At 55.6% G+C, this 26,366-nt stretch carries 25 protein-coding genes and 1 rRNA gene; 25 read left to right on the top strand and 1 reads right to left on the bottom strand.

The window, feature by feature from the left end:
- The first annotated feature begins 123 nt into the window (after nt 1–123).
- From C7459_RS11255 to C7459_RS11205, 11 genes are all read left to right on the top strand, one after another.
- Nucleotides 124–4,470, top strand: a complete 4,347-nt coding sequence (locus tag C7459_RS11255) for a PolC-type DNA polymerase III (protein ID WP_109689294.1) — start codon at nt 124–126, stop codon at nt 4,468–4,470.
- A 167-nt stretch (nt 4,471–4,637) separates the two neighbouring features.
- Nucleotides 4,638–5,111 (top strand): ribosome maturation factor RimP, encoded by a 474-nt coding sequence (gene rimP / locus C7459_RS11250; RefSeq protein ID WP_109689292.1) that lies wholly within the window; start codon nt 4,638–4,640, stop codon nt 5,109–5,111.
- Nucleotides 5,112–5,156: 45 nt separating this feature from the next.
- The gene (gene nusA, locus C7459_RS11245; protein ID WP_109689290.1) at nt 5,157–6,242 is read left to right on the top strand and encodes a transcription termination factor NusA; all 1,086 of its coding nucleotides are present in this window, start codon (nt 5,157–5,159) and stop codon (nt 6,240–6,242) included.
- Between the two features lie 35 nt (nt 6,243–6,277).
- Nucleotides 6,278–6,562, top strand: a complete 285-nt coding sequence (rnpM, locus tag C7459_RS11240) for an RNase P modulator RnpM (protein WP_109689288.1) — start codon at nt 6,278–6,280, stop codon at nt 6,560–6,562.
- A complete protein-coding gene (locus tag C7459_RS11235; protein WP_109689286.1) occupies nt 6,555–6,887 on the top strand; it encodes a L7Ae/L30e/S12e/Gadd45 family ribosomal protein in 333 nt (110 codons plus the stop codon). Before rnpM ends, C7459_RS11235 begins: the two co-directional genes overlap by 8 nt.
- A 38-nt stretch (nt 6,888–6,925) precedes the next feature.
- The gene (gene infB, locus C7459_RS11230) at nt 6,926–9,256 is read left to right on the top strand and encodes a translation initiation factor IF-2 (RefSeq protein ID WP_245884509.1); all 2,331 of its coding nucleotides are present in this window, start codon (nt 6,926–6,928) and stop codon (nt 9,254–9,256) included.
- 96 nt (nt 9,257–9,352) lie between these two features.
- The gene (gene rbfA, locus C7459_RS11225; protein WP_109689281.1) at nt 9,353–9,733 is read left to right on the top strand and encodes a 30S ribosome-binding factor RbfA; all 381 of its coding nucleotides are present in this window, start codon (nt 9,353–9,355) and stop codon (nt 9,731–9,733) included.
- Nucleotides 9,705–10,700, top strand: coding sequence for a DHH family phosphoesterase (locus C7459_RS11220; protein WP_109689280.1), 996 nt, complete (start codon nt 9,705–9,707; stop codon nt 10,698–10,700). The genes rbfA and C7459_RS11220 overlap by 29 nt, the downstream gene beginning before the upstream one ends.
- Nucleotides 10,697–11,614 (top strand): tRNA pseudouridine(55) synthase TruB, encoded by a 918-nt coding sequence (truB, locus tag C7459_RS11215; RefSeq protein WP_109689278.1) that lies wholly within the window; start codon nt 10,697–10,699, stop codon nt 11,612–11,614. Before C7459_RS11220 ends, truB begins: the two co-directional genes overlap by 4 nt.
- A gap of 18 nt (nt 11,615–11,632) precedes the next feature.
- Nucleotides 11,633–12,571, top strand: a complete 939-nt coding sequence (locus C7459_RS11210; protein ID WP_109689276.1) for a bifunctional riboflavin kinase/FAD synthetase — start codon at nt 11,633–11,635, stop codon at nt 12,569–12,571.
- Nucleotides 12,572–12,734: 163 nt separating this feature from the next.
- The gene (locus C7459_RS11205; RefSeq protein WP_146200993.1) at nt 12,735–12,962 is read left to right on the top strand and encodes a hypothetical protein; all 228 of its coding nucleotides are present in this window, start codon (nt 12,735–12,737) and stop codon (nt 12,960–12,962) included.
- Here C7459_RS11205 and C7459_RS23665 read toward each other — a convergent pair.
- Complete coding sequence (locus C7459_RS23665) at nt 12,959–13,219, bottom strand: hypothetical protein (protein ID WP_211320381.1); 261 nt, start codon at nt 13,217–13,219, stop codon at nt 12,959–12,961. The two genes, C7459_RS11205 and C7459_RS23665, sit on opposite strands and share 4 nt — an antisense overlap.
- Before the next feature lie 50 nt (nt 13,220–13,269).
- Here C7459_RS23665 and rpsO point away from each other — a divergent pair, with 50 nt between their 5' ends.
- The 14 genes from rpsO to C7459_RS11130 form a co-directional block, all read left to right on the top strand.
- Nucleotides 13,270–13,539, top strand: a complete 270-nt coding sequence (gene rpsO, locus C7459_RS11195; protein WP_109689270.1) for a 30S ribosomal protein S15 — start codon at nt 13,270–13,272, stop codon at nt 13,537–13,539.
- A 158-nt stretch (nt 13,540–13,697) separates the two neighbouring features.
- The gene (gene pnp, locus C7459_RS11190) at nt 13,698–15,941 is read left to right on the top strand and encodes a polyribonucleotide nucleotidyltransferase (protein WP_109689268.1); all 2,244 of its coding nucleotides are present in this window, start codon (nt 13,698–13,700) and stop codon (nt 15,939–15,941) included.
- 123 nt (nt 15,942–16,064) lie between these two features.
- Nucleotides 16,065–16,808 (top strand): polysaccharide deacetylase family protein, encoded by a 744-nt coding sequence (locus C7459_RS11185; protein ID WP_109689266.1) that lies wholly within the window; start codon nt 16,065–16,067, stop codon nt 16,806–16,808.
- Nucleotides 16,805–17,809, top strand: coding sequence for a polysaccharide deacetylase family protein (locus C7459_RS11180; RefSeq protein ID WP_170119422.1), 1,005 nt, complete (start codon nt 16,805–16,807; stop codon nt 17,807–17,809). The genes C7459_RS11185 and C7459_RS11180 overlap by 4 nt, the downstream gene beginning before the upstream one ends.
- 91 nt (nt 17,810–17,900) lie before the next feature.
- Nucleotides 17,901–19,139: a M16 family metallopeptidase gene (locus tag C7459_RS11175; protein ID WP_245884505.1), complete on the top strand. Its 1,239-nt coding sequence runs from the start codon at nt 17,901–17,903 to the stop codon at nt 19,137–19,139.
- 98 nt (nt 19,140–19,237) lie between these two features.
- Entirely contained in the window at nt 19,238–19,504 is a 267-nt protein-coding gene (locus C7459_RS11170) for a YlmC/YmxH family sporulation protein (RefSeq protein ID WP_109689261.1), read from the top strand.
- A 108-nt stretch (nt 19,505–19,612) separates the two neighbouring features.
- Nucleotides 19,613–20,491: a dipicolinate synthase subunit DpsA gene (gene dpsA / locus C7459_RS11165; protein WP_109689259.1), complete on the top strand. Its 879-nt coding sequence runs from the start codon at nt 19,613–19,615 to the stop codon at nt 20,489–20,491.
- 19 nt (nt 20,492–20,510) lie between these two features.
- On the top strand, nt 20,511–21,113 hold the full coding sequence (locus C7459_RS11160) for a dipicolinate synthase subunit B (RefSeq protein WP_109689257.1): 603 nt from the start codon (nt 20,511–20,513) through the stop codon (nt 21,111–21,113).
- A 33-nt stretch (nt 21,114–21,146) separates the two neighbouring features.
- A complete protein-coding gene (locus C7459_RS11155) occupies nt 21,147–22,184 on the top strand; it encodes an aspartate-semialdehyde dehydrogenase (RefSeq protein ID WP_109689255.1) in 1,038 nt (345 codons plus the stop codon).
- 11 nt (nt 22,185–22,195) lie between these two features.
- Nucleotides 22,196–23,416, top strand: a complete 1,221-nt coding sequence (gene dapG / locus C7459_RS11150) for an aspartate kinase (RefSeq protein WP_109689253.1) — start codon at nt 22,196–22,198, stop codon at nt 23,414–23,416.
- Between the two features lie 21 nt (nt 23,417–23,437).
- Nucleotides 23,438–24,313, top strand: a complete 876-nt coding sequence (gene dapA / locus C7459_RS11145; protein WP_109689251.1) for a 4-hydroxy-tetrahydrodipicolinate synthase — start codon at nt 23,438–23,440, stop codon at nt 24,311–24,313.
- A 244-nt stretch (nt 24,314–24,557) separates the two neighbouring features.
- Nucleotides 24,558–24,947 (top strand): hypothetical protein, encoded by a 390-nt coding sequence (locus C7459_RS11140; RefSeq protein ID WP_109689249.1) that lies wholly within the window; start codon nt 24,558–24,560, stop codon nt 24,945–24,947.
- 80 nt (nt 24,948–25,027) lie between these two features.
- Nucleotides 25,028–25,975, top strand: a complete 948-nt coding sequence (locus tag C7459_RS11135; RefSeq protein WP_109689247.1) for a hypothetical protein — start codon at nt 25,028–25,030, stop codon at nt 25,973–25,975.
- 204 nt (nt 25,976–26,179) lie between these two features.
- Nucleotides 26,180–26,366: ribosomal RNA gene (locus C7459_RS11130) — 16S ribosomal RNA — on the top strand; the annotation flags it as partial.

Raw genomic sequence — 26,366 nt, 5'->3', positions numbered from 1 at the left:
ACGCCCGCCTAGCAAGAGGCGGGCGTTTTTGACTTGTGCTACAATAGTACGGTGAACGAGCTATGCATCGTATATCGAGTATTCGATACCTGATATTTTGAAAGATGGAGGGGATTTCCCATTATGAGTTTGGTGGACGTGAATGGGCAAAGTCTCTCTACATTTGTAGAACGAGCCGGAATTCCGGACGCGCGACTGGCGAGTCCGGCCGTGGTCAACAAGCGTGAGCGCACCGTCGCGGTGAAACTCCACTTGCCGACGCGCGTGCCGTTTAACGTATACGCGCAGGCGCAGGAAGCGTTCCGCGCGTTTTTTGGCGACGATGCTCGACAGGTGGATGTGCGCTTCCAATACGGTGGTGCAGAACCCGACGTGTTGGGCTGTGTGCAAGATTATTGGATCTACGCGGTCGACCAAGTGCTCGGTGACGATTTTTCGTTGAAAGCCGAATTGAAAAATCCGTCGGGTCTGCAACTGGAGGAGCGTTTTTTGCGTGTGCCGATGATCTCGGATGTCATGGTCACCCGCGCCAAACAGAAGGGCTATGATGAGAAACTAGCCCACTGGTTGCTCGAGTTCCTCGACATCCATGTGACCGTGCAGTTTTTCGCAGATGATCAAAAGCGTGAACAGGATATGGAAAACTTCCGTTCGCTGATTCAGGAGGAAGACCGTCTCGAAGGGCAAAAGGCCTTCGTTGCGGTGGAAGAGGAGAAAAAGCAAGAAGCTACTCGCGGCACCAGCGGTGGGAAAAAAGGCGACAGTTCACCGCCGCCTGACAAAGTCGAACTCGGTCATCCGATCGACGAGCCGCCGACCCCGCTTAAACAGATTCAGGACGAGATGCGTCGCGTGGCGGTCGAAGGCCGGATTTTCGGCGTGGAGACCCGCGAGCTCGCATCAGGTCGGACGCTGTTCACCTTCAACGTCACCGACAACACGGACTCGATCTCTTGCAAGACGTTCGCCAAGGGTGACAAGCAAGTTGATGTCTTGAATCTGTTGAAGGATGGCATGCAATTGAAAGTGCGCGGGACCGTGCAGTTCGACACGTTCGCGAAGGAATTGGTGCTGATGATCCAAGACCTCGTCGAAGTCCCGAAGCCGTCTCGCAAGGACACGGCGGAAGTGAAGCGCGTCGAGTTACATCTGCATACCCCGATGTCGTCACTTGATGGCGTGGCTCCGGTCAAAGACTTGATCGGACAGGCTGCCAAGTGGGGGCACACGGCGATTGCGATCACCGACCACGGGGTTGTGCAGTCCTTCCCTGAGGCGTACTCGCTCGCCAAGAAAAACAACATGAAGGCGCTGCTTGGTTTGGAAGCGTATGTGGTTGATGACGGCGTGCCGGTCGTGCACCAACTGAACGGGCGCGACATGTCGATTGATGAGCACACCGAATGGGTCGTATTCGATACGGAGACCACCGGTCTGAACGCGGCGGAGAACACGCTGATCGAGATCGCCGCCGTCAAAATGAAAGGGCGCGAAATCATCGCCGAGTGGACCGAGTTGATCGACCCGGAAGTGCCGATCTCCGCCAAGATCACCGAACTCACGCACATCACCAACGACATGGTGCGCGGTCAACGCAAACTCCACGAAGTGCTGCCTGACTTCCGTGCTTTTATCGGCGATGCGATTCTCGTCGCGCACAACGCAGAGTTTGACTTGGGCTTTTTGAAAGCTTGTTCGATGCGCGCCGGGATGGAATCGTGGGACAACATCGTCCTCGACACCCTGTCGCTGGCTCGCAAACTCTACACGAAAGAGAAGAACTACCGCCTCGGAACGCTTGCGAAAAAATTCGATGTCGATTTGCTCAACGCCCACCGTGCGCTCGATGACACGGTGGCGCTGGCGAAAATCTACCAATATATGTTGAAAGAAATGCAGGAGAAGGGCATCCAAACCCTGACCCAACTGAATACGAACGAAGGCGAGATCGATTACAGCCGACAGCGTCCGTTTCATGCCACGATCCTCGTCAAAAACAAAACCGGGTTGAAAAACCTCTACAAGCTTGTCTCGGAAGCGCACATCAAGTACTACCACCGCGTTCCGCGCGTCCCGAGATCGTTGATCGCGAAGTATCGGGAAGGGTTGATCGTCGGGACTGCGTGTCAGCAGGGAGAATTGTTTGACGGCATCCTGCGCGGCAAGACCAAGGATGAGTTGAGCGAGATTGCGGAGTTCTATGACTACCTGGAGATTCAACCGCTCTTGCATTACAAGCCACTCCTGCGCAACGAATCGATCTCCACGCTCGATTCGGTTCAGCACTATCACCGCACGATCCTCGAGATCGGCAAGGCGCTGGACAAGCCTGTCGTGGCGACAGGGGACGTACACTTCCTGAACCCAGAGGATGCGATCTATCGCCAAGTCTTCCTCAAAGCCCAGAATGACCGCGATGCAGATGATCAGCCGCCGCTGTACTTCATGTCGACCAATGAGATGTTGGAGGCGTTCTCCTACCTCGGCCCAGAACTGGCGCAAGAGGTGGTCGTCACCAACACCAACCGAATTGCGGACATGATCGAGGACGTCTCACCGGTTCCAGAACAGCTGTACACGCCGAAGATTGAAGGTACGGACGAAGAGATTCGCACGATGTGCTATGAAAAAGCGCATGAGCTCTATGGCACCCCGCTGCCGGAGATCGTCGAGAAGCGTCTGGAAAAAGAGTTGAACTCGATCATCACGCACGGGTTCGCCGTCATCTATCTGATTTCGGCGAAGATCGTAAAAAAATCACTCAGCGATGGCTACCTCGTCGGTTCGCGTGGTTCTGTCGGTTCTTCGCTGGTCGCAACCTTTACCGAGATCACCGAGGTCAATCCGTTGCAGCCGCACTATCGATGCCCAAGTTGCCTGCACAGTCAGTGGATTTCTGACGGTTCTGTCGGTTCTGGCTTCGACTTGCCAGACCAAGACTGCCCGAAATGTGGCACTACATTTGACAAGGACGGCCACGACATTCCGTTCGAAACCTTCCTCGGCTTCAAGGGCGACAAAGTCCCTGATATCGATTTGAACTTCTCGGGTGAATACCAATCACAAGCCCATGCCTACACCAAAGTCCTGTTCGGGGACGAATTCGTGTACCGCGCAGGGACGATTGCAACCGTTGCGGACAAGACCGCATTTGGTTACGTCAAGAAGTTCGCGGAGGAAAAGGGATGGAACCTGCGCAACGCCGAGATGATGCGTCTGGTTGCGGGGTGTACCGGGATCAAGCGCACCACCGGTCAACATCCGGGCGGTATTCTCGTCGTGCCAGATTACATGGACGTGTACGACTTCTGCCCAATCCAGTTCCCGGCCGATGATAAAAACGCCGAGTGGAAAACGTCGCACTTCGACTTCCACTCGATTCATGACAACTTGCTGAAACTCGATATTCTGGGGCACGATGACCCGACCGTGATCCGGATGCTCCAAGACTTGACCGGGCTCGACCCGAAAAAAATTCCGACCTCCGATCCGAAAGTCATGTCGCTGTTCTCCGGCACGGATGCGCTGACCATCGACCCGGACAATCCGGTCACGCCGCAACGCATTCGCTCCAAGACGGGCACCTATGGCATCCCGGAGTTCGGGACGAAGTTCGTGCGTCAGATGCTCGATGATACCAAACCCTCGACCTTCTCCGAGTTGTTGCAGATCTCCGGCCTGTCGCACGGAACGGACGTCTGGTTGAACAATGCACAGAAGCTGATCCAGGACAAGATCTGCAAACTCAAGGAAGTTATCGGTTGTCGAGATGACATCATGGTCTATCTGATCTACGCGGGTCTGGAACCTTCGTTTGCCTTCAAGATCATGGAGAGCGTGCGTAAGGGGAAAGGCTTGACCCTGGAGATGGAAGAAGAGATGAAGCGAAACAACGTGCCCGACTGGTACATCTGGTCTTGTAAACAGATCAAGTACATGTTCCCGAAGGCGCACGCCACCGCGTATGTGCTGATGGCGGTGCGGATTGCGTACTTCAAAGTCCACTACCCGCTGGAGTTCTACGCGACCTACTTCTCCGTTCGCGCCGACGATTTCGATCTGGAAATCATGGGCAAAGGCTATGACTCGATCGTTGCCAAGCTCGAAGAGATCGAAGCGAAGGGCTTCAACGCCGCACCGAAGGAAAAAGCGTTGCACACCGTCCTCGAGATGGCGCTGGAGATGACGGCGCGGGGCTACAAGTTCCTGCCGCTTGATCTCTACAAGTCAGGTGCGACGAAGTTCCAAGTTATTAAGGAAGAAAATGGCCTGCTCCCGCCGTTTGGCGCACTTGCAGGCTGTGGGGAGTCGGCAGCGAAATCGATCGTGGAAGCCGCCAAGCACGGGGAGTTTCTGTCGGTGCAAGATCTGCAGGAAAAGTCCCGGATTTCCAAGACGGTGGTCGAATTGTTGGAGGCGCACAAGTGCTTGGTCGGCCTCCCGGAGACCAATCAGCTGTCCCTGTTCTAAGGTTGCATAGTCTTGTGAGCCATGCTATACTTTGGGTAAGACGTAGAATACGGTACGTATGAAGAGTGGGGAAACCCACTCTTTCGGTTTATCTAGGTGTTTCACATCGGGTGTTCTGTGGGAATACTACTGCCACGTCCGTTTGCTGAAACACAAGGAGGGTACAAATGACCAAGCGCAAAGTCACCGAGATAGTCGAAGAACTCGCGACACCGCTCGTCGAAGGCGAGGGTCTCGAGCTCGTAGACGTGGAGTACAAAAAGGAAGGGGCCAACTGGTTCCTGCGCATCTTCATCGATAAGCCTGAGGGCGTTGATATCGACGACTGCGGTCGTGTAAGTGAGAGAGTTTCCGATATGCTCGACGAGGTGGACCCGATCCCAACCAGTTATTTCTTGGAAGTGTCGAGTCCGGGCGCGGAACGTCCGTTGAAAAAGCCGGCCGACTTCGAACGCTCGATCGGCAAGCACGTATACATAACCACGTATGAACCTGTTAATGGACAGAAATCGTTCGAAGGACTGCTGGAGGGTTACGAAGGCGGTGCTCTAACCGTCACGGTTGCCGTGAAGGAAGCGAAGAAAACCATCACTCTGCCAGCTGAGAGCATTGCCTCGGCTCGTCTTGCTGTCGTCTTCTAAATTGAATTCTGACAGCACCCGCTAGATAGGAGGATCAAGAGTCAGATGAATACAGACTTTATGGATGCATTAGAACAGATCGAACGCGAAAAAGGCATCGCCAAGGAAATCTTGATCGAAGCGATCGAGGCGGCTCTGATCTCGGGATACAAACGCAACTTTAACTCGGCGCAAAACGTGCGCGTCGATGTCAATCGTCATACTGGATTGGTCAAAGTCTACGCCCGCAAAACGGTCGTAGAAGACCCGACCGATCCGCGTCTGGAAATTTCGCTGGACGCTGCGGAGCAGATTGACCCAGGCTTCCAGATCGGCGACATCGCCGAGATCGAAGTCACCCCGCGCGATTTCGGCCGCATCGCAGCCCAAACTGCGAAACAGGTCGTCACCCAACGGATCCGGGAAGCGGAGCGCGGCTTGATCTACACGGCGTTCGTCGACCGCGAACACGATATCGTCACGGGTATCGTCCAACGTCAAGACAGCCGTTTCTACTATGTAGACCTCGGCAAAGTTGAAGCGGTGATGCCGCTGAACGAAGTGATGCCGACGGAAAAGTTCAAGCACAACGACCGCGTCAAAGCCTACATCACCAAGGTTGAAAAAACCACCAAGGGACCGCAAGTCATGGTCTCCCGTACCCATCCGGGTCTGCTCAAGCGCCTGTTTGAGCTAGAAGTTCCAGAGATCTACGAAGGTGTCGTCGAACTCAAATCGGTCGCTCGTGAAGCGGGCTACCGATCCAAGATCGCGGTCTTCTCGCGCAACGAGGATGTCGATCCGGTCGGCGCATGCGTCGGTCCGCGCGGCATGCGCGTGCAAACGATCGTCAACGAACTCAAAGGCGAGAAAATTGACATCGTCAAATGGAGCGAGGACCCGGTGGAACTCGTAGCCAACTCGCTGTCGCCCTCGAAAGTCGTCTCGGTTGACGTGGACGAGGAGAACAAAGTGGCACGCGTTGTTGTGCCGGACTACCAACTGTCGCTCGCCATCGGCAAGGAAGGCCAGAACGCACGCCTCGCCGCGAAGTTGACGGGTTGGAAGATCGACATCAAGAGCGAATCGCAAGCCAACGGCACGTCCTCTGACGAACAGGTCCGGGATGCTGCTTACGAAGTTCAAGAATAACCAACTGAATACGTAAAGGAGGGAGTTTCACCCACATGAGAAAGATCCCTCTGCGCAAATGCGTGGGTTGCCAAGAAATGAAGCCCAAGCGTGAATTAATCCGGATCGTCTACAACCAGACGGACGGAACGGTTGACCTCGACGCTTCTGGCCGCAAGCCAGGGCGTGGGGCGTACATCTGTCGCAACGTTACTTGTTTGACACCTGCCCGCAAGAAAAAAGCGCTCGACCGCTCCCTGAAAACGTCTGTGTCTGCAACCATCTACGACAGCCTCGCCGAGCAACTCGCCGAGGTGGAACCGGAGGGCCCTGATGAGTGAAGAAAAAATCGCAAACCTCTTAGGACTTGCCAAACGCGCTGGCGCACTGATCACCGGAAGCGACGCCTGCATGCAGTCGATTCGCTCTGGTGCAGGCAAGGCACTGCTGGCCATCGTGGCCAAAGACACAGGCGGCAACGCCATGAAAAAGTATCACGACAAATGCAAGTCGTTTGGAGTGCCCCTCATCGAATTGTTCGATAAGGAACGCCTCGGTCGCGCCTTGGGCAAGGAGCATGGTGCGATTGCCGTGATCACCGACAAAGGCTTTGCCGGACGCATCATCCAATTAGCAAATGAATTGGATGGGAGTGTGACTGAGTGACCAAATTGCGGGTGTATGAATACGCAAAACAGCAGAATATGTCCAGCAAGGAGATCATCAACATCCTCGGTCGTGTAGGGGTCACTGTGACCAACCACATGAGCGTGATGGATACACCGATGGTCGAGCAGGTGGAACTGTTCATGCGAAAAATCAAAGAATCCAATCATCAATCTGGTGGAGAACGGAGAACACAGGGGAATATGACTCAAAACAACAAACCGAATGAAACAACCAAACAGACGCAAACGTCGGAAGCAGCAGGTAACACGGAGAAGGATTACGATACGCTCGTACCTGATCGTGTCGCCTCTGTAGCCTCTCAACCGCGCAACCAGCGCATCCCGAAAAAACCGGGTGTGACACCGGGCGCGAAGCCAGGCACTAGTGGTGCCAAACCAGCCACGGGCGGTACGAGTACCAACAACAACCGTCCGGGTAGTAACAACAACCGTCCAGGCGGGAACAACAACCGTCCGGGTGGCAACAACCGCCCAGGTGGGAACAACAACCGTGGCGGCAACAGCAACAACCGCGGTGGGAACCGTGGTGGCGCTCGTGGTGGCTACCAGAGCAATCAGGGCGGTCAGCGTCCGGCTCCGAGATTGCCGGATTTGCCGAAGTCCATTGAGATCGAAGGGCCGATTTCGGTTGGCGACCTCGCCAAAGCGATGAAGCGTGAAGCGTCCGAGATCATCAAAAAGCTCCTGTTCCTCGGCATCATGGCGACAATCAACCAAGAGATCGACACCGACGCAGTTCAACTCGTCGGCGAAGACCTCGGCGTAGAAGTTATCGTCAAAGAGCCGGTCGATGAGGAAGCTCTCGACATGCTGATCGAAGAGGAGAACCAGGAAGACTTGCTGGAGCGCTCGCCGATCGTCACGATCATGGGCCACGTCGACCACGGGAAAACCACCCTGCTTGACGCGATCCGCACGACCAACGTCACCGCTTCTGAAGCAGGCGGGATCACCCAGCACATCGGGGCGTACCAAGTCGAGATCAAAGGCAAAAAAATCACCTTCCTCGACACCCCAGGTCACGCAGCGTTTACCTCGATGCGTGCACGTGGTGCGCAAGTCACCGACATCACCATCCTGGTCGTTGCAGCGGACGACGGCGTCATGCCGCAAACCGTTGAAGCGATCAACCATGCGAAGGCAGCGAACGTGCCGATCATCGTCGCGATCAACAAGATCGACAAACCGGATGCGAACCCGGATAAAATTAAGCAAGAACTCACCGAGTATGGCCTCGTAGCTGAGGAGTGGGGTGGGGAAACGATCTTCGTAACCCTGTCCGCGAAGCAAAAGTTGCACATCGAAGACCTGCTGGAAATGATCCTGCTCGTCTCCGAAGTCGGCGAACTCAAAGCGAACGCGAACGGCCGCCCACGCGGTACGGTAATCGAGGCCGAGCTGGACAAAGGCCGCGGTCCGGTTGCTACGATGCTCGTTCAAAACGGTACGCTGCGCGTCGGCGACGTCGTCGTCTGCGGAACCACCTATGGTAAGGTCCGTGCGATGGTCAATGACCGTGGTCGCCGAATCAAGGAAGCAGGTCCGTCGATGCCGGTTGAAATCCTCGGTCTCTCCGACGTTCCGTCTGCTGGTGACTCCTTCGTCGTCTACGACGATGAGCGCAAAGCATCCAAACTGGTCGACAAGCGCGTTGCAAAAGTTCGTGCGGAAGCCATTTCTTCGCAGAGCCGTGTAACGCTCGACGACCTGTTCAGCAAGATCAAGGACGGCGAAATGAAGGAACTCAACGTGATCCTCAAGGCTGACGTTCAAGGTTCTTCCGAAGCCCTCCGCAGCTCGCTTGAGAAGATCGAAGTCGAAGGCGTTCGCGTCCGCGTCGTTCACCAAGGCGTTGGTGCGATCAACGAATCCGACATCATCCTCGCAACCGCATCGAACGCGATCGTCATCGGTTTCAACGTTCGTCCGCAGCCGAATGCGGAGAAAATGGCTGAATCCGAGAAAGTCGATGTACGCCTCTACCGCGTCATCTACAACGCGATCGATGAAATCGAAGCAGCCCTCAAAGGGATGCTCGACCCGGAATTCAAGGAAGTTCTCAATGGCCGCGCCGAAGTCCGCCAGACCTTCAAGGTCTCCAAAGTGGGCACCATCGCAGGCTGCTATGTCACGGAAGGCAAGATTGTGCGTAATGCAGAAGCTCGCCTGATCCGTGATGGCATCGTCCTGTACACGGGTAAACTCGACGCGCTCAAGCGCTTCAAGGACGACGCCAAAGAAGTGGCAACCAACTTCGAGTGTGGGGTCACCTTGGAACGTTTCAACGACATCCGCGAAGGCGATATCATCGAATCCTTCCAGATGGAACAGATTAAGATCGTATAAACCCAACTTGGAGTTGTGTCTCGCGTTCGCGCTGAGCGCAACTCCTAACTTCTACATATGACCTTTCAAACATCCTGGTATAAGAGGTGACCCAACATGGCCAAGATTCGTGTCAGCCGCGTCGGCGAGCAAATCAAAAAAGAGATTGTCGACATCGTGCGCACTGATGTAAAAGACCCGCGTGTCGGGTTCGTGACCATCACGGGCGTTGAAGCATCCGGCGACCTGCAGCATGCCACTGTCTACGTCAGCGTCTTGGGCAACGACGAAACGCGCAAGGGCACGCTGGAAGCCCTGCAAAAAGCAACAGGATTCATCCGTGCAGAAGTCGGACGCCGCATCCGTTTGCGCCGTACCCCAGAACTGCACTTCAAACTCGATACCTCGCTCGACTACTCCACCCGCATCGGCGAAGTCCTGCGGGATATCAAAGAAGGTGACACTCGCGATGACTCCGGAACTGATAGCGGCGTATAAGACGGCAGCCCAATTCTTCCGCGAGCATGATGATTTTCTGTTGCTCGTACACGAAAAGCCAGACGGTGACGCACTTGGTTCTGTGCTGGGTGCGGCCCACCTCCTCACAAAACTCGGCAAAACGTTCACGCTTGTCAACGACGACCCGATTCCGGACAAGTTCTTGTTTCTCCCGATGGCGGATTCCTTTAAACTGCCTGAGGATGTCCAGACCAAGTACCGGAGTGTCATCTCCTTTGACTGTGGGGACCGCCCGCGTCTGGGGCTGTCAGGCTCCCTGATCGCCACGGACGCAGCGCTTCTCAACATCGACCACCACAAAACCAATGACTTTTTTGGCACGGAGAACCTCGTGGATCTCACGGCGGCGGCAACCTGTCAGATCGTGTACAAGATCTCGCGTGAACTGGGTCTGGAACTCTCGCTGGATGCGGCGACTTGCCTCTATACCGGCTTGGTCACCGACACTGGCGGTTTCCGCTACTCGAACACCTCTGAGGAAGTGATGCTGATCGCCGCGTCCTTGCTCAAGCTCGGTGTGCAGCCGTACAACGTGATCGACAAAGTCATGGAGACGATGACTTGGGCTCAGGTGTTGTTGATCCGCGCTGCATTGGAAAACTTAGGGCGTAGCGAGGACGGCAAGTACGCATGGCTCTGTGTTACCCGTCAGATGATCGAGGACGCCAAAGGCTGTGACGAGGACGTCGAAGGTCTCGTCAATTACCCGCGCAACGTCGAAGGGGTAGAAGTTGGCATCCTCTTCCGTGAAGCAACTCCTGGCAAGGTGAAAGTCAGTTTCCGCTCCAAGTACATCATCGATGTTGGCGCTTTGGCGCAGGAGTTGGGAGGCGGCGGTCATGCCCGTGCGTCTGGTTGCACGGTAAGCGGCACGATGGAGGAAGTGAAGGAGCGTGTCTTCGCCCTTGTGAAGCACGCATTTCAAGTCGAGGCGAACCCAGCATGAATGGAATTCTCGTCGTCAACAAACCGGCGGGGCTGACCTCCCAACAAGTGGTGGGACGCGCCCGTCGGATTCTTGGGATTAAAAAGATCGGACACACGGGCACGCTCGACCCGGATGTCACCGGCGTGCTGCCGCTGTGTGTAGGAGCTGCTACCCGCGTGGCCGAATACCTGCTCGACCAGGCCAAGGCGTACCGGGGCGAGGTGACGTTTGGCTGGTCGACTTCCACACAGGATGCATCTGGTGAGACTGTGGACTCTGTTGAGGCCGTTAACCTGACAGAGAACCAAGTCCGGGAAGCGTTTGCGCGTTTCCTTGGCCCGATCTCGCAAGTCCCCCCCGCGTATTCCGCGATCAAGATCGAAGGCAAGCGCGCCTACGATTTGGCGAGGGCAGGCGAAGAGGTGACGATCCCAGCGCGTGAGGTCACGATCTACAAGCTTGACATCGAGGCGCTGGAACTCGACTTGCCGCACCCGAAGGTGCGGTTCAGCGTCGAATGTTCCAAAGGTACGTACATCCGCACGCTATGCCACGATCTCGGTCAGGCACTGGGCGTCCCCGCGCACATGTCGCATCTGGTGCGCACCCGCTCGGGTCCGTTTACGCTAGAGCAGGCGATGTCGCTGGAGCAGATCGAAGCTGCGGTGCAGGACGGCACGCTGGAACAGCGCCTCCAACCGCTGGGGGCAGCACTTCCGCACTTGCCGATCCACTTGGTGCCAGAAGTGTTAGAGCGCCGCATTCACAACGGTCGTGATTTTACGATCAAACGCGAGGTGCCAGGCACGGAGGTTGGCTCGCTGGTTCGCATGGAAACGCCCGCCGGGCAATTGCTGGCGCTCTACCGGGTCGAGTCCATCGCCGACGGTGAGACGCATACACTGCCTGAGAAAGTGTTCAAAGAGCAGTAGAGCAGGGGTGAGAGTGACATGGAGATCTTGAAGATCAACGGTCTTCCGGAAGGTCGTGCCGATCGTCCGTCTGTGATGGCGCTCGGCAACTTTGACGGCCTGCATATCGGGCATCAACAATTGATCTGTCGCGCCAAGGAGTTGGCGGACGCATCTGGTTTGCCTGCGAGCGTGTTGACGTTCGACCCGCATCCGCGACAAGTGTTGGGCCTCGGCCACTACAACAACTTGTTAACTCCGTTGGAGGAGAAGGCACGCGTGTTGGACCGGCTCGGTGTGCAGACCGCATATGTGGTGAATTTCACAACTGAATTTGCAAGCCTTACCGCCGAGGAGTTTGTGTTCCGCTTTTTGGCGGCATTGAATCCGCAAACGGTCGTGGTTGGGTTTGATTATGCCTTCGGGCGCGGTGGCAAAGCGGACGCGTCCGTTTTGAAAAAACTGGCGGAGCAGATCGGCATCTACGTCGAGATCGTCGGTGCGGTCAACCGCTATGGGGAGAAGGTCAGTTCGACATTGATCCGCGAGAAGCTGAGCTATGGTGACATGCGGCTCGTTCACGAACTGCTCGGTCGTCCCTATACGGTCAGCGGTCATGTCGTGCATGGGGAGAAGCGCGGGCGGTTGCTCGGCTTCCCCACGGCGAATCTCGAATTGACCGAATCGTACTCGCTTCCGAAAAACGGCGTCTACTTGGTTCGCGTCCACGTCGGCGGTGAACGGTACGCAGGCGTGATGAACATCGGTACCAAGCCGACGTTCCATGACCAGGCCAAGCGAACGCTGGAGGCGCATCTGTTGCACTTTGACGGCGATCTATATGATCAACTGATCCATGTGGAACTGCTCGACTTCCTGCGCGATGAGAAAAAGTTTTTCTCCATCGACGAATTGATTGCACAGATTCAAGCAGATGTGCAGGAATCGCAAGTGCGTCTCGCGCAATATTCCCTCTAATACCCGGTCTAAGGCGCTTTCACCCCTGCATACACATGAACACAAGCGCTGGTGTTGTAGTTGGGTATTAGATATGCTATAATCTCTTAGTGGTTCTACACGTCGTCCTACTATACCCAGCTCCCGGCCTTAGATGATCGTGAGAGCGAGGGATGGATAAGCCGTGAGATACCCACACGTCGACGAACGAGATGAAAAGCTGATGGAGTGGTGCCGCGAAGTGGCACGGATCTGCGTCAGTGATGAGTTCAAACGTCTCAACCGTGACCTGCTGAAATTCTACCGCAAGTCCGGAATGGACGATCCCTTTTTGCTAGCGTTCCAAGACTCGCTGTTTTCCTTGTTCACCGAGGGAGACGACGACTTTCAACTGTCGTTTGAGTACAACTAGTCATGAAGGTTATCGTCACAGCCCATGCAAAGCAGCGTCTCTATGAGGAGCGGCAGCGAGGCATTCACATCGATGATATTGTGAGAGCTGCGCGGCTGTTGCCAGGCGTTGTACCGGTTGCGACGAGATTCCGGGGATTTTTCTCCCTCAATGGAAGAGCCTTTGACATTGTAGCAAAAGACATAGCACAGGGACGGCTCGTCATCACAGTAATCGGCAAATGACATCATGAACCACGAGCGCGGATTGTCGAGCACACCGACGACATTCTGGGCCTTGGGGATATAAACCTAGGAGGTGTATTGAGATGGCACTGTCTCAAGACGCGAAAAAATCACTGATCGAAAACTTCCAAGTACACGAATCCGATACTGGATCCCCGGAAGTACAAATCGCAATCCTGACCAACAAGATCAACTACCTGAACGACCACCTGCGCACGCACAAGAAGGATCACCACTCCCGTCGTGGCCTTTTGAAAATGGTCGGTCATCGCCGTAACCTGTTGAACTACCTTCGTCAGAAGGATGTCAACCGTTACCGTGAAACCGTTGCGAAACTGGGTCTGCGTAAGTAATCACAGCAAGAAGCGGGAAGTTTTTTCCCGCTTCTTCTTTGTGTAATGGATGATTTTTATAGGGCAAAGAAGGAAATACTGTCCACAAGTGCGAAGTAATCTTAGATTTAAGTCGTTCATACATAATACCTAATCCGTAAGGAGGTATCCTGCATACCATGCATAAAACCTTTACGACTACGCTCGGCGGCAGAACGCTGAGCATTGAGATCGGTAAAGTTGCAAAGCAAGCCAGTGGGTCTTGCCTCGTTCGTTATGGCGATACTGTTGTTCTCTCAACCGTCACGGCATCCAAGGAACCGAAGGATCTGGACTTTTTCCCGCTGACCGTCAACTATGAGGAACGTCTGTACTCGGTTGGGAAAATCCCAGGCGGCTTCATCAAGCGCGAAGGCCGTCCTTCGGAAAAAGCGATCCTGTCGTCTCGCCTGATCGACCGCCCGATCCGCCCGTTGTTCCCGGAAGGCTTCCGCAACGACATTCAAGTCATGGACATCGTCATGTCGGTGGACCAAGACTGCGCACCGGAAATCGTTGCCATGCTCGGAACCTCGGTCGCTCTGATGACTTCCAATGTTCCGTTTGAAGGTCCGATCGCGGGCGTCATCGTCGGCCGCATCGACGGCGAACTGATCGTGAACCCGACTGTCGAGCAATCGGCACTGTCGGACATGCACCTCGTCGTTGCAGGTACCAAGCACGCGATCAACATGGTCGAAGCGGGTGCCAAGGAAGTCACCGAAGTCGATATGATCGAAGCGATCATGTTCGGTCATGATCGAATCAAGGAATTGGTTGAATTCCAAGAGCAGATCGTTGCAGAACTGCAACCGGCCAAGATGGAAGTCGTTCTCCATACCGTCGATGCCGTGATCAACGAAAAAGTCCGCGCTCTCGCGACGGACAAGCTCAAAGAAGCGATCCGCACGTTTGACAAGCATGAGCGTGAGCAGAACATCTCCGCCGTGAAGGATGAAGTCAAAACCGCGCTGCTGGCAGACCTCGGCGAAGAGAGTTTCGGCGCGAATGCAAAGGACATCAACGAAGTCCTCTACGACATCGTGAAGGAACAAGTTCGTTACTCGATCGTACACGAAGGCGTCCGTCCTGACGGACGCAAGATCGACGAAGTTCGCCCGATCGATTCCGTTGTCGGCATCTTGCCGCGCGTGCATGGTTCTGGCCTGTTCACCCGTGGTCAAACCCAAGTGCTCTCCGTCTGCACCCTCGGCGTGCTCGGGGATGCCCAGGAGATCGACGGCATCGGTCTTGAGGAAGAAAAGCGCTTCATGCACCACTACAACTTCCCGCCGTTCTCCGTCGGTGAAGCGCGTCCGTTGCGCGCTCCGTCCCGCCGCGACATCGGTCACGGTGCGCTTGGTGAACGTGCGATGGAACCGGTCATCCCGGACAAAGAATCGTTCCCGTACACGATCCGCCTCGTCTCTGAAGTGCTTGAATCGAATGGTTCCTCCTCGCAAGCGTCGATCTGCGGCTCGATCCTCGCGATGATGGACGCTGGCGTACCGATCAAAGCTCCGGTCTCCGGTGTCGCGATGGGTCTGATCGCTGATGGTGACAAAATGGCTGTCCTCACCGACATCCAAGGCATGGAAGACCACCTCGGCGACATGGACTTCAAAGTGGCAGGGACTGCGAAGGGCATCACCGCCCTGCAGATGGACATCAAGATCAAAGGCATCACCCGCCAAGTCCTCGAGACGGCGATGGAGCAGGCACACCGTGGCCGTGCACACATCCTCGAAAAGATGATGGAAGCACTCGCAGAACCGCGTGAAGATCTGTCCCAGTACGCACCGCGCATCATCACCCTGCGCATCAATCCGGACAAGATCCGCGACGTCATTGGACCGGGTGGTCGCGTGATCAACAAGATCATCGACGAAACCGGCGTCAAGATCGACATCGAGCAAGACGGCCGCGTCTTCATCGCAGCAACCAACGGCGAAGCAGGTGCCAAGGCCAGAGCGATCATCGAAGGCATCGTGAAGGAAGTCGAAGCGGGCGTCACCTACAACGGCAAAGTCACCCGCGTGGAGAAGTATGGCGCGTTTGTCGAAGTTCTGCCGGGCAAGGAAGGTCTCGTACACATCTCGCAACTTGGCGAAGAGCGTGTGGCGAACACCGAGGATGTGGTCAAAGTCGGTGATTCGTTGCTCGTCAAGTGTACCGAGATCGACCCGCAAGGCCGCGTCAACCTGTCGCACAAGGAAGCACTGCGCGAACTGAAAGGTTTGCCTCCGCTCCCGGTGTCTGAGACCCGTCCGCCGCGTCGTGAGAACCGCGATGGCGATCGTGGTCCGCGAGGCGACCGTGGTGGAGATCGCGGTGGCGACCGTCGCAGCAATAACGACCGTCCGCGCGAAGAAACCAAGCAATAACCGAGCAAGCAATCTCTAGATCAGCAAAAGAGACAGTCCGCACCTGCGGCCTGTCTCTTTTTTTCGGTCTAGTCCTACCGAGTTCCGCATAGAATCTCCTAGCAAAGTGAGGAGGTACGATGCATGAAAAACAAGACGACCTCAACGGCACGCCGAGTACAAGCTGGCAAACTGTTGGCAGCGGCGGCAGTCTGCCTGCTGCTGTTTTCGGGTCTTAGCGATACGATGGCGATCAATACGTATGTCCGCGATCTGAAAGGCCTCGCCCTGCCTGTCCAGAGCTACAACACGGCAGAGCAAGCGGTCGCGTTGACGTTCGACGTGGGAGCGAGCGATTCGGAACGCGTTGCAGATGTGCTGCAACAGTTGCGTGCCGCACGCGTACACGCGACGTTTTTCCTGACGGGGGAGTGGGTGGAGAAAAACCCGCGCACGGCACTGGAGATCGTCCGCCAAGGCCATGAAGTCGGCCACACGCTCTACACCTACCAGAAAGCTACGGAGATGTCGGAGGATGAAGTGCAGGCGCAACTGACACAGGCGGACAAGGCGTGGCAAAAAGCTGGCCTGCCGGACAGTACGCTTTTTCGCATCCCGTTTGGTGAATCCAAAGGTGCGGTCGCCAAGGCGATTCGTGAGCGCCATGAAAACCTGATCGCTTGGACGACGAACCTCGCGCCAGAGCCGGGCCAAGATGCGGTCGCCGTCTGGAGTGGACTGGAAACTTCCCTGCACGCAGGTGACATCCTCCGTCTGCGCACCGACGGGGAGACCGCCAAGCAACTGCCGAAACTGTTGCAGCGTGTGCAAAAGGCAGGGTACCAATGGCGCACCTGTTCCGACTTGCAAGGGGAGGTGCGTTCATGAACAAGCAGTCAAAGCCGATTCTGACGATCAAACTCGCCCGTGGCCGCTTGCTTGCGGGTGTTGCCACGGGGGTCTTGCTCGTGGGCGGCTTTTTTTTGACCGGGCAACAGGGGGAGCCAGATGCGAAGCCTACGCTTGCCGTCGTCAGCGCGATGGCAGGGGCCTCTCCGTCGGGAAGTTTGGAGCAGCGCGTACAGCTGTTGGAAAAGCTCTACAACGCCGATCCGATCGACGCTCGCAACGACCCGGTCTGGAAGGGAGTTCCAGAGCTGAACGGATTAAAAGTCGATGTAGAAGCGACGATCAAGCAAGCGCAAAAAGCCATGGACGGTCGGATACCGCTCGTCGCCAAACAAATTCCTCCCAACGTGACGCTCAACGACCTCGGCGCTGTGCCGATCTATCGAGGCAATCCAGAAAAAAAACAGATGGCACTTATGATAAACGTTGCTTGGGGGACAGAATATATAGAGGATCTACTCAAAACGTTGGACGAGTTTCAAGTGAAGGCTACGTTTTTCCTCGACGGCTCGTGGACAGCCGATCATCCAGGCGTGGCCAAGCAGATCGTGGTACGTGGGCATGAGATCGGCAACCATGCGTATTCGCACCCGGATATGTCCCACCTCGACGCCGGCTCACAACGGAGCCAGATCACGCGCACCAACGAGGTCATAAAAAAAGCGACGGGGCAGACACCGACGCTTTTTGCCCCTCCGTCGGGTGCGTACAATGAAACGACGGTGAAGACGGCGCACGGCCAGAAGTTGCGCACGATCCTCTGGACGCTCGATACGGTCGATTGGAAGAAACCGCCCGCTTCCGTCATCGAGGACCGCGTGCTCTCCCGCGCGGAAAACGGAGCCCTCGTGCTCATGCATCCAACGGAACCGACGCGGGATGCCCTGCGTACCATACTGCAAGGGTTGCAGAAAAAAGGCTACGGCCTCGTCACGGTCTCGACGTTGCTCGACCCGGTACGACCGTTGCCAACACCTTGAGCTTGGCAGGCAGCGCTCTTGTGACGATTGGAATGTTCTGTTATAGTAGTGGCAGTTTCCATAAGACGCAATGTGTACGAGGAGGATGTCCTTGATCTACCGTGAAATACTCCCGAACGGAATTCGTGTGGTCATTGAAGAGATTCCAACCGTTCGTTCCGTGTCGCTCGGCATTTGGGTGGGCACCGGTTCTCGTGATGAGAACCCACAGAACAACGGCGTGACCCATTTTATCGAACATATGATGTTCAAAGGCACCGACAAGCTGAACGCCCGCCAGATCGCAGAGCTGTTTGACGGCATCGGCGGTCAGGTGAATGCCTTTACTTCCAAAGAATACACCTGCTACTACGCGAAAGTCCTCGACGAACACTTCGGTCTCGCGCTCTCGACGCTCTCCGATATGCTGCTGAACTCGAAATTTGCAGAGGAGGAATTGGTCAAGGAGCGCCGTGTTGTCGTCGAAGAGATCAAAATGTACGAAGACGCACCGGATGAACTCGTCCACGACCTGATCGCGGAAGTGATCTACCCGACACATCCGCTGGGCTACAACATCCTCGGCACGGAGGAGACGCTCAACGCCTTCACCTCCAAGGATCTGTTTGCCTACATGGCTGACAACTACACCACCGACAACATCGTGCTCGCGGTCGCTGGCAACATCAAGCGTGACGACGTGTTGAAGCAAGCGGAGCAACTGTTTGGTGGCATCAAGCCGTCCCTTCGTCGGAATACGCTGGAACAGGCGACGTTCTCCGCTGGGCAAGCCATTCGCCACAAAGCCACCGAGCAGACGCACATCGTGCTGGGGATGCCTGGTTTCCAGTACGACCATCCGATGATCTACCCGTGCATTCTCTTCAATAACATCCTCGGCGGCACCTCGTCGTCGCGCTTGTTCCAAGAGGTGCGTGAGGAGCGCGGCTTGGCGTACTCGATTTACAGCTACCACACGGCGTACAAAGACACCGGTGTGTTCGGCCTCTACTGCGGCACCGCTCCGGAACGTGCGCAGACCGTGCTGGACTTGACGCATGAAATCTTCCACAACATCGCCCAAAAAGGCGTTACCCAAGACGAGTTGACGAAGGCGAAGGAACAGGTCAAAGGTTCGTTGATGCTGTCGATGGAGAGCACCTCCAGCCGGATGAGCCGACTTGGCAAAAACGAACTGCTCGGCCGCCACAACTCGCTTGATGAGTTGGTCGCCAAAGTCCAGTCGGTCACGCTCGATCACGTGCATGAAGTGGCCAAACAGATGGTCAGCGGTGCGTTTGCGATGGCGGCCGTCGGTCCCAACGAGACGCTGCGAGCACCGGGTCAATAACAGGAAGTCGAAAAAAGTACCAGCCTGCGGGCGGGTACTTTTTTATTTTTGCGCCGCATAAGCAATACGAACGAACCATCAATTGGAGGGGTGCATCGATGCGATTGAGCGAGTTGGCAGGCAAAGAGATGATCGACATGCAGACGGGGACCAAGGTCGGCGTGCTGGGAGGAGCCGATCTGTGGGTGAATGAGGAGACCGGGCAGATCGATTCGATTCTGCTCGCTTCGAGCGGTTTTTCGTTTGGCAAGCGCCGGGAGGAGACGGTCATTCCGTGGTCGGCGGTCGTCAAGATCGGGCCGGACATGATCATTCTCGATTCACAACCCGCACCGCGTGTCACCAGACATAGTGCCCATGAATAGGATATCTCACTGCAACGGTCGCGGCATGGAGCATCCCCGTTCTCGTGCGGCGCAGTCTATGCAAATTGCAGGGTTTGGCGTAAAATGTTCTGAAAGGGGCACCGGAGCATGCTGACAGGGATCAAACTGGCGTTCGTCGGTGGCGACGCCCGCATCATCGAGGTCATCAAGCATGCCAGTGAACTGGATGCGGGCATCGTGTTGATCGGCTTCGACCAACTTGCCACCCTCCTTCCCGACACGGTGAAGGCGGAGCTCTCCCCTGGCGTTTTTGCTGACGTCGACGCTGTCGTTCTTCCCGTCTCTGGGATGGATGACGAAGGCAAAGTGCAAGCACAATATTCTTCGAGTCCTCTCGTGCTCGACGAGTCACACTTTGAAGCGATGCCGCGCCACTCGATAGTGTTCACCGGCATCGCTCGCAAGCGTCTCAGCAAGATCGCACAGGAATCTGAGTTGCGCTTGTTCAAGTTGATGGAACTTGATGAAGTGGCGATTCACAACTCGATCCCGTCTGCCGAAGGGGCGATCCAGTACGCGATGCAGAACACGGACATCACCATACATGGGTCGAGGTCGGTCGTGCTCGGCTTTGGTCGATGTGGTGTTACCTTGGCACGCATGCTGGATGGACTAGGAGCCAAAGTCACCGTCTGCGCCCGCAGCGCACCGGATTTGGCCCGCATCGAAGAGATGGGACTGCGAGCGGTGGCGATGCAGGAGCTTTTGACAGCTGTGCAAGATGCGGAGATCATCTATAACACCGTGCCGGCGATGGTTCTGTCGGCTGAAGTGCTCGCGAAGGTGCCGAAGTCCTGTGTGATCATTGATATCGCCTCCAATCCTGGTGGTACGGACTTCCGCTACGCTGAGAAACGGGGAATCAAAGCCATTTTGGCTCCAAGCCTGCCGGGGATCGTTGCGCCCAAAACTTCCGGACTGATACTTGCACGCACACTGTGCCGGTTGTTGTGGGAAAACGCATAAAACCTCGGAGGTATCGATTATGGATCTCAAAGGAAAGACGGTAGGCTTTGCATTGACCGGTTCGCATTGCACCTATGCGGACGTTCAACCGGCGCTGGAAGAGCTGGTCAAGATCGGGGCGCGCGTCATTCCGATCCTCTCCTATACAGTACAGTCGACGAGCACGCGTTTTGCCGAAGCAGACGAGTGGGTCGCGACGATTGAGAGAATCACGGGTGAGAAGGCGATTCGCACGATTCCGGAAGCGGAACCGTTGGGGCCGACCAAGATGTGCGATGTGGTGTTGATTGCACCGTGCACAGGCAATACCTTGAGCAAGCTCGCCAATGCGATGACGGAGTCGCCCGTTCTGATGGCGGCCAAAGCTACTTTGCGCAACGAGGGACCTGTCGTGCTGTCGATTTCGACCAACGACGGGCTAGGCCTGAACATGGCCAACCTCGCGCGGTTGATGGCGACCAAGAACATCTTTTTCGTGCCGTTTGGCCAGGATGACCCGGTGAAGAAGATCAATTCGTTGGTTGCTCGCAACGAGATGATCATCCCAACCCTCGAACACGCTTTGGAGAAAAAACAAATCCAGCCGGTATTGGTCGAGAAATGGCGGGATTTACAAAAATAAAGGCAAGCCCTTGTTGAGGAGATGGAATACCAGATGGAGAAAAAGGATCGCTACAATGTCGCAGTGGTAGGAGCCACTGGCGCAGTCGGACAAAAGATCATCGAAACGCTTGAGAAACGCAACTTTCCGGTCGGTGAGCTGAAACTGTTGGCATCTGCGCGTTCCGCAGGGCAGCAGGTGACGTTTCACGGCCAGACATACACGGTCGAAGAAGCCCGCCCGGAGGCGTTTGAAGGCATCGACTTTGCTCTGTTCTCCGCTGGAGGCTCTATCAGTGAGAAATTGGCACCTGCCGCAGTAGAGCGCGGTGCGGTTGTCATCGACAACACTTCGGCGTTTCGCATGGTGCCGGAAGTGCCGCTCGTCGTGCCGGAAGTCAACCCGCACATGATCGGTCAACACCAAGGCATCATCGCGAACCCGAATTGCTCGACGATCCAGATGGTCGTTGCTCTGAAGCCGCTGTATGACGCATATGGCATCGAGCGTATCATCCTCTCGACCTACCAGGCGGTGTCCGGGGCTGGGCAGAATGCGATCAACGATCTGCTCGACCAGACCCGCGCCATCCTCGACGGGAAGCAGCCGGAGCCGAAAGTGCTCCCGGTCGGTTCGCTTCCGAAGAAACACCAACAGGCGTTCAACGTCATTCCGCAGATTGACGCCTTTACCGACAACGGGTACACCAAGGAAGAGATGAAGATGGTCAACGAGACCCGCAAGATCTTCGGCGACCCGGACATTCAGGTCACACCGACCACCGTTCGCGTTCCGGTGCTCTACGGGCATTCCGAGTCTGTCTACATCGAGACCAAGGATGCGTTTGATATGGAAGACGTCGTGCAGTTGTTACAACAGGCGCCGGGCATCAAAGTCGTTGACAACCCGGCCGCCCAAGAATACCCGATGGCGGTCACCGCAGAAGGCTCCTATGACACTTATGTCGGTCGCATCCGCCGCGACCTGTTCCATCCGCGCGGTCTGAATCTGTGGGTCGTGTCTGACAACGTGCTCAAGGGTGCTGCTTGGAATGCGGTGCAGATCGCGGAGTACATGGTGAAAACCAGATAGAAGGGGACACTATGCGTATCTTAGTCCAAAAGTTCGGCGGAACTTCCGTTGCCAAGCGGGAGACTCGCGAGAAGGCGATCGAACACATCCTAGATGCGCGTCGAGACGGCTACAGCGTGGTGGTCGTCGTCTCGGCGATGGGTCGCAAAGGCGATCCATATGCGACCGATTCCTTGCTCTCGATTCTTGGGGAGCAGGACCGGACGAACCGACGGGAACTCGACATGCTGATGTCCTGTGGAGAACTGATCTCCGCTGTCTCGTTCGCGGGGCAACTGCGTGGTCACGGTGTGGAGGCCACCGTCTTGAACGGTGGGCAGGCCGGGATCATCACCAATGAGGAGTTCTCGCGTGCCCAGATCGTGACCATCAACCCGAAGCGCATCCTCCAAGAGCTGCAGCAAGATCGCGTCGTCATCGTCACCGGGTTTCAAGGGGCGACCCAAAACCAGGAGATCACGACGCTTGGAAGAGGTGGAAGCGACACATCTGCTACCGCGCTCGGAGTGGCGTTAGACGCGGAGATTGTCGATATCTTCACGGACGTCGAAGGGATCATGACGGCCGATCCGCGCATCGTGGACAACGCGTCGCGCCTCAACACCGTCACCTACGCGGAGATCTGCAACTTGGCGTACCAAGGCGCGAAGGTCATTCACCCGCGCGCTGTCGAGATCGCGATGCAGAAAAACATCCCGATTCGCGTCCGCTCCACGATGAGCAAGGACGAAGGCACCCTCGTGACCAACCACTTGGAAAACAACCGGATCGAAGATCCGCTGAATGACCGCATGGTCACAGGGATCACGCAGACGGCAAATGTTACGCAGATCAAAGTGTTTGCCACGGTGGGACAGCATTCCGACATGCAGCGCAGCGTTTTTCGGGCGATGGCAGACAACAGCATCTCTGTCGACCTGATCAACGTCAACCCGCGCGGTGTCGCTTATACGGTCACCGATCAGGATACAGCAGAAGCGGTGCGTGTGCTGCAAGGTCTCGGCTACGAGCCTGAAGTGGTGCCCGGCTGTGCCAAAGTTGCGATCGTAGGTGCCGGGATGACCGGAATGCCAGGCGTCATGGCGCATATCGTCGAAGCGATCATCTCCGAAGGGATCGAGATCCTGCAATCGGCCGACTCACACACCACGATCTGGGTGCTCGTGCGCGGCGAGGACATGGTAAAAGCCATTCGAGCTCTTCACAACAAGTTTCAACTTCATCAGCGCTAAGACATAAGGAAGGTGTAGACAGTGACTTTCGGAAGACTCGTGACTGCAATGGTCACGCCATTCGATCAAAACTTGCAAATCGACTTTGTAAAAGTCGACAAATTGGTTGAGCATCTGATCGCGACCGGGACCACATCGATTGTGGTCGCCGGTACGACAGGTGAATCCCCGACCCTGAGCCATGACGAGAAGATCACGCTGTTCCAACACGTGGTGAAACAGGCGGCAGGCCGTGTCAAAGTGATCGCGGGCACCGGCAGCAACAGCACCGCAGACAGTGTACACTTCTCGCAGGAAGCAGCGGCGGCAGGCGTCGACGGGCTGTTGCTCGTCGTGCCGTATTACAACAAACCGTCCCAGGAAGGGATGTACCAGCACTTCAAGGCGATCGCCGAAGCGGTCGAGATCCCCTGTGTGTTGTACAACATTCCAGGTCGTACTTCCATCAACATGGATGCGGACACCACGTTGCGCCTCGCTGAGATCCCGAACATCGTCGCCACCAAGGAATCGAGCGGTGACTTCGGGCAGATCAGCGAGATCACGGCGCGGGCTCCAGAAGGTTTCCTCGTCTACAGCGGGGATGACATCCTGACCCTGCCGATGATGGCCGCGGGTGCCTATGGGATCGTCTCGGTCGCCTCGCATGTGATTGGTGAGGAGATGACACAGATGATCAACGCCTTTCTAGAAGGTCGCACGGCAGAGGCTGCCGAATGGCACAAGCGCCTGACCCCGATCTTCAAAGGTCTGTTTCTCGCCACCAACCCGACGTTGGTTAAAGCGGCCTTGGAGATGCAAGGTGTGCAAGTTGGCGGTGTGCGTCTGCCGCTCGTGGCAGCGGAGGAAACGCTCGTAGCAGAAGTTCGCAAGCGTCTCCAGCAACTCCAAGGGTAAAAAAAGACTCGGTCCGCAAACGGATCGAGTCTTTTTTGTGGCAGTGGTGTAAAGATTTTACTCTTGAATGTAATTATAATTCATAATATTGATATTGTGTTTAAAACTACGAAATTAGTAGCTATTGGTTAGGTAGGCTTCTCTAATTCTCATATACGAGAGTTGGTTAAGGTGAAAAACGAGATCGAATATATTAATATGAAAGACGTAACCACCAATAAAATTTACGTTAGGAGTGAATCAAATGAAAAAAATCACGAAACTCGCTACCATTATGGCTGTCGCAGCTCTGGCTGTTGCTACCACTGCAGGTGCAGCTCAAACCGCTTCCAAAGTGAAAAACGGTGTAACCTTGACGGGTAACCTCGTTCTCGTATCCGGCGGCGCACAACCGACTGCGTATGCAACTTCGGCTACTTCCAGCCCGGTTGGCAACTTGGTTGCTTCCCTGCACACCTACTACGGCGATGGCGGCATCAACTACGGTGGCCATTCCAACTCCGTAGACAACGGCACCTACGTCGAGTCCAGCTCCAACACCCTCGCAAACACCTCTGGTCACTTCGCAGGCTACCATCAATTCACCGACAGCACTGCAGGCTTCGCAGTCGTTTCCACGAACCTGTACTTCTAGGTTTTACAGTTGAACACGAGCAACTCCTGTCACGTGATCACGTGATGGGAGTTGTTCTACTTCTCGAGGTGGTGGACCTGATGCAGAAAAAAGTGCTGGAGTTCCTCCTGCTGATCGTGATCGGTCTGGTGTTGGGCTTTGGGATTGTCTACGTCAAGATCGCGTATTTTGACAAACCGGATGAGCAGACGCAGACACAGCAAGTGTCGGAGAACCAAGGCCAAGACTTTGGCTACAATTTGGGGTTGGATGCGCCGGTGAATCCGCAATTCGTCATCGATCTGACGGGCCAGCAGGAGTTTCATTACCCAGCCAAAGTACACAACTTCTCCGGACACGATGCGAAGTTCTCGCTGTTGGTGTATCTGGATTACAAGCAAGTCCCGGAGCTGACTGTTACATTTGATGTGAAAAACAATGAGGAAAAACTGGTCCCCGTACACTTCCCGTTACCGAATCTCGGGGAAGGGGCGCATGCGCTGGTGCTCTCGCTGATCGCGGATTCGAACAAGTTGACGAGTGAGGCCAAGGAGCCGTCTGAGTTTTTTGGGACGTCGGCGAGGTACACGATCGTCACGAAGCAAGGGGCAACCTATCAAGGTTCGCCAGTTCCCGCGCCGAGCGAGGTTACTCGGGATGCGAACGGGTTTCGAGGCGTGTTTATGGATCAACAGCTAGAGAACTTCGACACGTTTAAGATTCCGCCGAAAAAGGTCACAGCCAAGCCAGGTGAGTCTGTGGAGTTTTTGATCCGGGCCGGGGGTGACCCAGAGGTGGAGGACTATCTGGTGTGGACGACGCTAGGCTGGCAACAGGTGCCGTGGGAGAGTGCGCAACCTTATTGGTATGTGAAGGTTCCGCGCGGGAAGTATGCGGTGAAGAAATTGAAAGTGACCGCACCGGACAAGCCGGGTGATTATGAGGTGGCGAGCTTTGTGACGACGGCACCGTTTGTGATCCCAGAGCCTGCTCATGTGACGCAGTTGAACGTCAACACTTCGTTCCGATTTACCTTGCACGTTGAATGAGTGTGGGGCGAGGAGGGAAAAAGACTCGATCTCTAGGAGACGAGTCTTTTTTTGCTGGTTTTGGATGATGTTACAGATTGTTTTGCGGGGATGAAGCGTGGTATAGTAACTCTTGTCGCCGCGAGAGACACTACGGTGACGCGATTGATCCTTGAAAACTAAACGAGTGATAGATGAGAATCGATTCGAGCCTTGAATCAAACTTTACTTGAGAGTTTGATCCTGGCTCAGGACGAACGCTGGCGGCGTGCCTAATACATGCAAGTCGAGCGGACTGATGTGGAGCTTGCTCCATTGATGTCAGCGGCGGACGGGTGAGTAACACGTGGGTAACCTGCCTGGCAGACTGGGATAACGCTTGGAAACGAGTGCTAATACCGGATGATCTCTT

The sequence above is a fragment of the Tumebacillus permanentifrigoris genome, assembly GCF_003148565.1.
Classification (GTDB): Bacteria; Bacillota; Bacilli; order Tumebacillales; family Tumebacillaceae; genus Tumebacillus; species Tumebacillus permanentifrigoris.
This window is presented reverse-complemented; position numbering and strand designations above follow the sequence as displayed.